The sequence below is a fragment of the Pseudomonas sp. 43NM1 genome (genome assembly GCF_002836905.1).
Taxonomy (GTDB): domain Bacteria; phylum Pseudomonadota; class Gammaproteobacteria; order Pseudomonadales; family Pseudomonadaceae; genus Aquipseudomonas; species Aquipseudomonas prosekii.
Genome location: NZ_MKGS01000043.1, coordinates 1 through 9,706, shown reverse-complemented (window position 1 = coordinate 9,706; position 9,706 = coordinate 1). Strand labels below are relative to the sequence as shown.

Sequence of the window (9,706 nt, the reverse complement as noted above, 5' to 3'; positions counted from 1 at the left end):
CCCCAATCCCTGTGGCGAGGGGGTTTACCCCCGTTCGGCTGCAAAGCAGTCGCAAAACCATGCAATGCGGTCAGTCTGGCTAAACAGGGGCTCAGCTTTTGCGACCGCTGCGCTCTCCAACGGGGGTGAACCCCCTCGCCACACAATCCCTCATCCTCAACAAAGCGGTTGTACAGAAAATCCGGCATTCACAAAACCAGCGCCCATAAAAAAAGACCGTAGCCAACGGCTACGGTCTTTCTTTGACCACTTAGCGCTTGCGCAAGATCACGCTACCAATCGAATAACCGGCGCCAAACGAGCTGAGCACCGCCAGCGAACCAGCGGCCAGATCATCCTGATTCTTGTGAAACGCAATCACCGAACCGGCAGAACTGGTGTTGGCGTAGGTATCAAGAATCACCGGGGCTTCTTCTTCAGTCGCCTCGCGGCCGAGCAGTTTCTTCACGATCAAGTGATTCATGCTGAGGTTTGCCTGGTGCAGCCAGAAGCGCTTCACGTCGCCGACATTCAGCTGGTTTTCTTCCAGATGCGTGGCGATCAGCTCGGCGACCATCGGGCAGACGTCGCGGAACACCTTGCGGCCTTCCTGCACGAACAGTTTGTCCTTGCTGCCAACCCCCTCTTCCGCCGCGCGGTTGAGGAAACCGAAGTTGTTACGGATGTTGTTGGAGAACTTGGTCAGCAGTTTGGTGCTGACGATGTCGAACTGGAACTCGGAGGTGGCCAGGTCAGCGCGCTCAACAATCACCGCAGTGGCGGCGTCGCCGAAGATGAAATGGCTGTCGCGGTCACGGAAGTTCAGGTGACCGGTGCAGACTTCCGGGTTGACCATCAGGATCGCCCGCGCCTGGCCCAGTTGCACGCTGTTGGCGGCGGCCTGGATGCCAAAAGTGGCCGAGGAGCACGCCACGTTCATGTCGAAACCGAAACCCTGAATGCCCAAGGCTTCCTGAACTTCGATGGCGATGGCCGGGTAAGCGCGCTGCAGGTTCGAGCACGCGACGATCACGCCGTCGATGTCGGCGGCAGTCTTGCCGGCGCGTTGCAAGGCTTGTTCGGCAGCGCCGATGGCCATTTGGCAAAGCACCGACCATTCGTCGTTGGAACGCTCGGGCAGGCGCGGCGCCATGCGTTGCGGGTCGAGGATGCCGTCCTTGTCCATGACAAAGCGGCTTTTGATGCCGGAAGCTTTTTCGATAAACGCCGCACTGGACTCGGTCAACGCTTCGAGCTCGCCACGCGCGATGGCGTCAGCGTTGTCGGCGTTGAATAGCGCGACGTAAGCATTGAAAGACTGCACCAGCTCTTCGTTGGAAATGCTGTTGGCCGGGGTGTACAGGCCGGTGCCGCTGATGACGACGTTATGCATGGTCGTTTCTCTAATCTGTTCAGGCAGAAAGCGCTGGCACCGACGTACCAACACACAAAGGGTTCGTTCCCGCGCAGGGAAGCAAACCTGGCATCGCTTTATTCCGAGCCGCGAGAGCCGCTGAAGGCTCAAAATCGCGGCACCGGCGTTTATAGGCGCGAAGTTTGCCATAAACGCCGCGGTTTGGCCCTATTTGCTGGATCAAACAACCGCCCGATGCTCGCACGAACATTGTGGCGAGGGGGCTTGCCCCCGTTGGGTGGCGAAGCCGCCCCAAAACCTGCGAACTCGGTGTATCAGGTTTACCGATTGCGGTGATTTTACGACTGCTTCGCAGCCGGACGGGGGCGAGCCCCCTCGCCACAGGGGATCGCACACCTAGCGATCATGGCTCGACCTGATTCCACTGTTTGTTCAAGCGCTTGTCGGAGATCGGTACTTTGGTCCCCAATTGCTGGGCGAACAGCGACACGCGGTATTCCTCCAGCCACCAGCGGTACAGCTCCAGTTGCGGGTCGCGTTTGCCTTCCTGCGCGTGTTTGTTCGCGCGGGTCTGGTATTGCGCCCACAGCGCAGACAATTCGCCGCTCCAGACCCGGTCGCGCTGCACTTGCGCGCCGATCTTCTCGAAACGCTGCTCGACCGCTTTCAGATAACGCGGCAACTCCTTGAGCCACTGCATCGGCGTCTCACGGACAAACCCCGGATACACCAGATTGCTCAGCTGCTGCTTGATGTCGTTCAGCGCCACCGCTTGCGCGAGGTCGATCTTGCCTTTGAAGCGTTTTTGCAGACCGTGCCAAAGCTTGAGAATCTCCAGCGTCAGCTTCGCCAGACGTTCGGCGTGCTCGGTCCAGCCGCCGCGTTTGCGCTCGGCCAGTGAGGCCAACCCGGCGCCATCGCGCGGCAACGGGTCTTCGCCCTCCAGAATGCAGCTGTCGAGACTGGCCAACAGAATGTCCTCGACCAAGGCATCGATACGCCCCAACTCGCGGTACATCAGGCCCAGCTCGGTCAGCCCCGGCAACTTGCCGCGCAGGAACTTCGCCGGCTCGGCCAATTGCTGCATCAGCAAACGCTGCAAGGCGCGGCGATGCTGGAACTCGGCTTCGGCCGGCGTCGAGAAACGCCCTTCCTTGACCGTGCCGGCCTCTTCGACCAACGCCGGATACACCGTCATCGACAGCCCGGCAATCTTCTGCTGGGTTTTCTCGGCGACCGCGGCAAAGACTTTCGGCTCGACCGGCTGCTGATTTTTCGCGGTTTGCGGCACGGCCAATGCCGCTTGGCTGGCCTCGGCGAAACGCGCGGTCAACTCGGCCAGATCGCGTCCTTCGCCCAGGAACTTGCCTTGGCCATCGACGATTTCCAGGTTCATTCGCAAATGGCTGTCGACCTGCTGCGAGGCTTCGGCCCACGCTTCATCGCTGACCCGCGCGCCGGTCATGCGCAGCAATTCGCGGCCCAGCGCCTGCGGCAGCGAACCTTCGGCGAAGGTCATGCGTTGCAGCGCGGCTTTGACAAAGTCCGGCACCGGCACAAAATTCTTGCGCAACGCTTTCGGCAAGTTACGCACCAGCGCCACACATTTGGCCTCGATGACACCCGGCACCAGCCATTCCAGACGCTCCGGCGGCAGCATCGGCAACAACGGTGCCGGCACCCGCAGGGTCACGCCGTCGCGCGGATGATTGGGCTCGAAGTGGTAACTCAGCGCCAGCTCCAGATCGCCAATGTGCAGCGTGTCCGGGTAATGCAGCGCGGTAACTTCGCTGGCCTCGCGGGCCAGCACGTCTTCTTCGCGCATGATCAGCAGTTGCGGGTCTTTCTGACTGTTGACCCGATACCAACTGTCGAACGTCGCGGTCTGATGAATTTCCGCCGGCAGACGCGCGTCGTAAAACGCAAACAGGGTTTCTTCGTCGGCGAGAATATCGCGCCGACGCGCCTTGGCTTCCAGTTCGTCGAGCTGCTCGAGCAACTGCGCATTGGCCGTCAGGCACTTGGCTTTGGATTGAATCTCGCCGCGCACCAGCCCTTCACGAATAAACAATTCACGCGACACCAGCGGATCAATCGGCCCGTAATGCACCGGTCGGCGGCCGACCACGATCAGCCCGAACAAAGTGATCTGTTCAAACGCGACGACCTGGCCGCGCTTCTTCTCCCAATGCGGTTCGAAGTGGTTTTTCTTGATCAGGTGCCCGGCCAGCGGCTCGATCCAGTCCGAATCAATCTTCGCGACCATCCGCGCATACAACTTAGTGGTTTCCACCAGTTCGGCGGTCATCAGCCATTGCGGACGTTTTTTGCCCAGGCCCGACGAAGGGTGAATCCAGAAACGCCGCTGACGCGCGCCGAGGTAATCGCCTTCGTCGGCTTTCTGCCCGATCTGGCTGAGCAGCCCGGAAAGCACGGCTTTGTGCAGCTTCGGATAATCCGCCGGCTCTTTGTTGATGCTCAGCTGCATGTCGCGGCAGATCAGGCTCAACTGGCGGTGAGAATCGCGCCACTCGCGCAGGCGCAGGTAATTCAGGAAATTCTTGCGGCACCAGTTGCGCAGCGGGCTCGCGGTCAACGCCTGGCGTTGTTCTTCAAACCCGCGCCACAAATTGACCAGCCCGGCGAAGTCGGAATCGACGTCTTTCCATTGCGCGTGCGCCTGATCCGCCGCTTGTTGACGTTCCGGCGGACGCTCGCGCGGGTCCTGAATCGACATGGCGCTGGCGACAATCAGCACTTCCTGCAAGCTGCCGAGTTTCGCCGCTTCGAGCAGCATGCGGCCCATGCGCGGGTCGACCGGCAGGCGCGCCAGATTGCGTCCGAGCGGGGTCAGCTGACTGTTGCGATCCACCGCCGACAACTCTTGCAGCAGATTAAAACCGTCGCTGATCGCCTTGCCATCCGGCGGCTCGATAAACGGGAAATCAGTGATCTCGCCGAGGCGCAGATGGAGCATCTGCAGAATCACTGCGGCGAGGTTGGTACGGAGGATTTCCGGGTCGGTGAATTCCGGGCGCCCGATGAAATCTTCTTCGCTGTAAAGACGAATGCAAATGCCCGGCTCGACCCGACCGCAACGACCTTTACGCTGGTTGGCGCTGGCCTGGGAAATCGCCTCGATGGGCAAACGCTGGACCTTGGCGCGATAGCTGTAACGGCTGATGCGCGCGGTGCCGCTGTCGATCACGTAACGGATGCCCGGCACGGTCAGCGAGGTTTCGGCGACGTTGGTCGCCAACACCACACGGCGGCCCGGGTGCGACTGGAAAATCCGCTGCTGCTCGGCCGGCGACAAGCGCGCGTACAGCGGCAGGATTTCCGTGTGTTTGAGCTGGGCCTTGCGCAGCATGTCGGCGGCGTCGCGAATCTCGCGCTCGCCGGGCAGGAATACCAGCACATCGCCGGGACTTTTGCGCTCGCTGCGTTCGAACGCGGCGATTTCGTCGAGGGTGGCGAGGATGGCCTGATCGACGGTCAAGTCGTCCTCGACGCGGTTGCCCTCTTCGTCCTGCTCCAGCGTCAGCGGCCGATACCAGGTTTCGACCGGGAACGTGCGACCGGAAACCTCGACAATCGGCGCATCGTCGAAGTGCTTGGAGAAGCGCTCAAGGTCGATGGTCGCCGAGGTGATGATGACTTTCAGGTCCGGGCGGCGCGGCAGCAGGGTTTTCAGGTAACCGAGCAGGAAGTCGATGTTGAGGCTGCGTTCGTGCGCTTCGTCGACGATGATCGTGTCGTAGCGTTCGAGGTAGCGATCGTTCTGGGTTTCGGCGAGCAGGATGCCGTCGGTCATCAACTTGATCAGCGTATTGGAATCGCTCTGATCCTCGAACCGCACCTGATAGCCGACCAGCGCGCCCAACGGCGTCGCCAATTCTTCGGCAACCCGGCTGGCGACGCTGCGTGCAGCGATGCGGCGCGGCTGGGTGTGGCCGATCAGACCGTGCTGGCCGCGGCCGATTTCCAGGCAGATTTTCGGCAACTGGGTGGTTTTGCCCGAGCCGGTTTCGCCGGCAATGATCAGCACTTGATGCTTGAGCAGCGCGGCTTTGATTTCGTCGCGCTTGGCAGCGATCGGCAGGCTGTCGTCGTAACGAATCACCGGCAGGCTGGCGCGCCGCGCCAGCACCTGATCACAGGACGCCTGCATGCGCGTCACCCACGCGGCCAACTTGGCCTCGTCCGGTTTCTTGCGCAGCTCAAGCAACTGCCGCCGCAGCCGGTGGCGGTCGGCGAGCATGGCGTGATCGAGGTTTTTCAGCAGTTTGTCGATGGAAGGCGATTCGTCAGTCATCAGGTACGCAATAAGTCGTCTAGTGGCGCAGGGGGGCGATTGTCGCAGATTTGGCTGTGTTTGGCGTGTCAGGGAGGGCCACCCCTCACCCTAACCCTCTCCCCAAAGGGGCGAGGGGACTGACCGAGGTGTTCTTTCGAGCTACATCGACCTGAAAGTCCGAGTCGAACGCAGATTTTGAAAAGCCCGAAGATCGGCTCCCTTTCCCCTCTCCCCCTTGGGGAGAGGGCTGGGGTGAGGTGTTTGTTTGCAATACACCGACCTGCAATTGCGAGTCGAACGCAGATTCTGAAAGGCCCGAAGATCGGCTCCCTTTCCCCCTCTCCCCCTTGGGGAGAGGGCTGGGGTGAGGGGTCGATTTCAGGGGTTATTCGTTGTCGAGGCCTTTGCGCCGATACGGGAACACGTCGATGACTTTCCCGGCGCGAATCGCCTCTTGCAGACTTTTCCAGTAATCGGCGTTGTACAACTCGCCATGCAACTGATCGAACAACCGCCGCTGCCCCGCGTCAGCAAACAAAAACGGTGGAAACTCTTCCGGAAACACGTCCAGCGGCCCGATCGAATACCACGGTTCGGAGGCCATTTCGTCCTCCGGGGTGCGCGGCTGCGGGATGTGCCGGAAGTTGGCTTCGGTCAGATAACAAATCTCGTCATAGTCATAAAACACCACGCGCCCGTGGCGAGTGACGCCGAAGTTTTTCAGCAACATGTCGCCGGGAAAGATGTTCGCCGCCGCCAATTGCTTGATTGCCAAGCCATAATCTTCCAGCGCCTCGCGCACCTGCGCTTCGTTGGCGTTTTCCAGATAAAGGTTCAGCGGGGTCATCCGCCGTTCGGTCCAGCAGTGGCGGATCAGCACGGTATCGCCCTCGACCGACACCGTTGACGGCGCCACGTCCAGCAGCTCTTCGAGACACGCCGGTTCGAACTTGCTCAGCGGAAAACGGAAGTCGGCAAACTCCTGGGTATCGGCCATGCGCCCGACCCGGTCGACACTTTTCACCAGCCGATACTTTTCGATCACCGTCGCGCGGTCGACGTTTTTCGACGGCGAAAAGCGGTCCTTGATGATCTTGAATACGGTATTGAAACCCGGCAGCGTGAACACGCTCATGACCATGCCACGCACGCCGGGCGCCATGATGAATTGGTCGTCGGTGTTGGCCAGGTGATTGATCAGCGCCCGATAAAACTCGGATTTGCCGTGTTTGTAGAAGCCGATCGAGGTGTACAGCTCGGCGATGTGCTTGCCCGGCAAGATGCGTTTGAGGAAACCGATAAACTCCGCCGGCACCGGCACGTCGACCATGAAGTAGGAACGGGTGAACGAGAAAATGATCGACACGTCCGCTTCATCGGTGATCAGCGCGTCGATCTGTATCCCCCGGCCTTCGCGGTGCAGCAGCGGAATCACCAGCGGCCATTGCTCGTCGCGGGTGTAAATGCGCCCGACCAGGTAGGCGCCTTTGTTGCGGTAGAGCACCGAGGAAAACAGTTCGACCGACAGCTGCGGGTCCTTGCACACCCAGTCCGGCAGGTTTTCGCGCAGTTGCGCTTCGAGGCGGCGCAGGTCGCCGGCGAGGTCGGCGTAATCTTCGCTGAAACGGTAGTCGGCGAAGATACTCGCGAGCATTTCCGACAAGTGCCCCTGGGGTTTGTAGGTGCGCGTTTGCGCAGCGCGGGCGCGGCGCAGGCTGGGCCGGGTGGTGTGGATGAACATGCAGCCGTCGCTGATCAGGTCGTGGCTGAACAGCCCGCAGAAGATCGAGTTGTACCAGGTCTCGGACAGTTCATCGTCGAATCGCAGGTCGATCAACGTGATGTAGGCGCTTTTGACCAGCGGCCAGCAGCTGACTTCCATCAGCGCGGCATCGTCGAACGTTTCGCGCAAACGGGCGATGGTTTCCCCGACCTTTTCTTCGTAGAGGTTGATCCGCGCCGCCGAGGCGACTTGCGCCTCTTGCCACTGCGCCTGCTCGAAACGCGCGCGGGCACCGTCGGTGATCTGCCGGAAATGCTCGCGGTAATCGTCAAAGCCATCGAGGATCATTCGGGCGATATCGGCGGCGGGCCATTGCTGCGGCATGGTGAGACCTCTGCGGGAATTTCGGAAACCTGAGCTTAGCCACTGAACCGTGCGCAGGAGAAGCGTATTTTTCGCGGCGAATTGATTGCGCGGTTTTCGGTTGCCATCGACCGGACGCTCGGCAACACTTGCGCCCTTATAAAGGAAGGAGTGCCCCGTGAGCGCTGTCGATATTGTTCGTTTGTTGTCGCTGGCGGCGATTTGGGGCGCGAGTTTTCTGTTCATGCGCGTCATCGCGCCGGTGATTGGCACCATTCCCACGGCGTTTTTCCGCGTGTCGATTGCCGCCGCCGGGTTGCTGGTGATCCTCGGGCTGATGCGCATCAGTTGGGATTTCAAGGGCAAACTGAAAACCGTGATGCTGCTGGGCGTGATCAACAGCGGCTTGCCGGCGACCCTGTATTCGGTGGCCGCGCAAGTGCTGCCGGCCGGTTACTCGGCGATTTTCAACGCCACCACGCCGTTGATGGGCGTGTTGATCGGCGGCCTGTTTTTCCATGAGCGGCTCACTGCTGCCAAGCTCGGCGGGGTGTTTCTCGGATTGCTCGGCGTCGGCGTCCTGACCCGCGCCGGCCCGGTGGCGTTCGACATGCAATTGCTGATGGGCGCCCTCGCCTGCCTGCTCGCGACGACGTGTTACGGCTTCGCCGGATTCCTCGCGCGACGCTGGCTCGATCAGGCCGGCGGCCTCGACAGTCGTCTGTCGGCGCTGGGCAGCATGCTCGGCGCGACGTTGTTTTTGCTGCCGCTATTCGGCTACAGCGTTGTCACCCAGCCACCGGCGAGCTGGGGCGGCTGGAACGTCTGGCTGTCGTTGCTCGGGTTGGGCCTGGGCTGTACGGCGTTTGCCTACATCGTGTACTTCCGCCTGCTCAGCTCGATCGGCCCGGTGAAGTCGATGACGGTGACGTTCGTCATCCCGCCGTTCGGCGTGCTGTGGGGCGCGTTGCTGCTGGACGAGCCGTTGTCGATGGCGCACGTGTATGGCGGGGTATTGATCGGGGCGGCGTTATGGCTGGTGTTGAAACCGGCGGTGACCAAGGCGCCGGGGTTGGCAAAACCGTAATCGAGTTGGCACCGAACCTGTAGGAGCGAGGCTTGCCCGCGAAGGCGTCAGTCCAGTCAACGCACATATTGACTGGACTGACGCCTTCGCGGGCAAGCCTCGCTCCTACGGGGTTTGTGGGGCGGTTCGAGCGATCTCAGACGTAGCTTTTCTTGCCACCACTTTGCGGCGGATGACCTTTGAACACGGGTGGGCCATCCATGGTGATCAGCAGTTTGTCGCCCTTGCGCGACAGCCATGGCGTGGCTTCGCTGCCGGTTTTTGAGGTGGTGCCCGACGGGCTCAGTTCGATGTGATCGAGGTCTATTTCGATCAGGCCGATGACGTAGGTGTAGACCATGCTGCTGAAGAAACCGCTCTTGAACTCAAACGCGCATTCGACCACCTGATCGCCGTATTCCATGCGCATTTTCGGCTTCAGCGACGCTACTGAAACGGCGCCGTTGGCAACCGCCGAATAGACGCTGCACACCAATGCAACCTTGCCGCCCATGCGCTGAGAGATGGCCGGGTTGATTTCCACGGTTTCGATGCCCGGCGCCGAGGCACTGGCGTTGACCACGTCGCCGGTGTGGAAGACGAACGGATCGGCGTCGAACGAACCGCTTTTGTCCGGTGCCTGGATGATCGACATGCGGCCATCCGGGCGAAGAATGCCGATGCGCAGGTCGAGGTCGTCGTTGTCCTGGTTATCGCCGTTATCGACCCAGGTCGCGCTGACGCGAATGACTTTCGGCGCCGACGGGCCTTTCTCCAGCGACACTTTGTGGCTGGTGCCGGGCTTGTCGAGGGTGATCAGCGACTTGGCAATGTTGACCGGTTTAGCGGCGGCGGGCGGCGCTGGAGTTGGGGTCGGGGTCGGGGGCGGCGCTGGAGTTGGGG

The 9,706-nt window shown here is 61.0% G+C and carries 4 protein-coding genes and 1 pseudogene; 1 reads left to right on the top strand and 4 read right to left on the bottom strand.

The features are described 5' to 3' along the window. Positions 1–250: 250 nt before the first annotated feature. The 3 genes from BI292_RS06170 to aceK form a co-directional block, all read right to left on the bottom strand. Positions 251–1,372, bottom strand: coding sequence for a beta-ketoacyl-ACP synthase III (locus BI292_RS06170; protein WP_101207317.1), 1,122 nt, complete (start codon positions 1,370–1,372; stop codon positions 251–253). Between the two features lie 385 nt (positions 1,373–1,757). Next, positions 1,758–5,669, bottom strand: coding sequence for an ATP-dependent RNA helicase HrpA (gene hrpA, locus BI292_RS06165; protein ID WP_101207316.1), 3,912 nt, complete (start codon positions 5,667–5,669; stop codon positions 1,758–1,760). 367 nt (positions 5,670–6,036) lie between these two features. After that, positions 6,037–7,758, bottom strand: a complete 1,722-nt coding sequence (gene aceK, locus BI292_RS06160; RefSeq protein WP_101207315.1) for a bifunctional isocitrate dehydrogenase kinase/phosphatase — start codon at positions 7,756–7,758, stop codon at positions 6,037–6,039. Positions 7,759–7,915: 157 nt separating this feature from the next. On the opposite strand from aceK, the gene BI292_RS06155 reads away from it, so the two are divergent. After that, on the top strand, positions 7,916–8,824 hold the full coding sequence (locus BI292_RS06155; protein WP_092271664.1) for a DMT family transporter: 909 nt from the start codon (positions 7,916–7,918) through the stop codon (positions 8,822–8,824). Between the two features lie 136 nt (positions 8,825–8,960). Here BI292_RS06155 and BI292_RS06150 read toward each other — a convergent pair. After that, positions 8,961–9,706, bottom strand: a pseudogene (locus BI292_RS06150) (stress response protein TerZ); the annotation flags it as partial.

What these genes read in the sequence shown, in the direction of transcription:
- BI292_RS06170 (WP_101207317.1), bottom strand. Translation starts at nt 1,372, where the DNA reads ATGCATAACGTCGTCATCAGCGGCACCGGCCTGTACACCCCGGCCAAC.
- hrpA (WP_101207316.1), bottom strand. Translation starts at nt 5,669, where the DNA reads ATGACTGACGAATCGCCTTCCATCGACAAACTGCTGAAAAACCTCGAT.
- aceK (WP_101207315.1), bottom strand. Translation starts at nt 7,758, where the DNA reads ATGCCGCAGCAATGGCCCGCCGCCGATATCGCCCGAATGATCCTCGAT.